Here is a 609-nt window from a genome sequence, read left to right as displayed (position 1 = left end):
GCAGACTCCAATCCGGACTACGACCGGCTTTGTGGGATTAGCTCCACCTCGCGGCTTTGCGACCCTCTGTACCGACCATTGTAGCACGTGTGTAGCCCTACTCGTAAGGGCCATGATGACTTGACGTCGTCCCCACCTTCCTCCGGTTTATCACCGGCAGTCTCCCTAAAGTTCCCACCATTACGTGCTGGCAAATAAGGATAAGGGTTGCGCTCGTTGCGGGACTTAACCCAACATTTCACAACACGAGCTGACGACAGCCATGCAGCACCTGTCTCAGAGYTCCCGAAGGCACTAARCYATCTCTRGYRAATTCTCTGGATGTCAAGAGTAGGTAAGGTTCTTCGCGTTGCATCGAATTAAACCACATGCTCCACCGCTTGTGCGGGCCCCCGTCAATTCATTTGAGTTTTAACCTTGCGGCCGTACTCCCCAGGCGGTCTACTTAATGCGTTAGCTTGGGAGCCCAGTAACTAAGTTACCAAACTCCGAGTAGACATCGTTTACGGCGTGGACTACCGGGGTATCTAATCCCGTTTGCTCCCCACGCTTTCGTACCTGAGCGTCAGTCTTTGTCCAGGGGGCCGCCTTCGCCACCGGTATTCCTTC

At 54.1% G+C, this 609-nt stretch carries 1 rRNA gene; it reads right to left on the bottom strand.

Annotation, left to right across the window (positions count from 1 at the left end):
* A 16S ribosomal RNA gene (locus BM736_RS24845) occupies nt 1-609 on the bottom strand; the annotation flags it as partial.

It is taken from the genome of Shewanella sp. UCD-KL12 (genome assembly GCF_001957125.1).
Lineage (GTDB): Bacteria > Pseudomonadota > Gammaproteobacteria > Enterobacterales > Shewanellaceae > Shewanella.
Note: the sequence above shows the minus strand (reverse complement) of the source record. Positions and strands in the feature narration are given on the sequence as shown.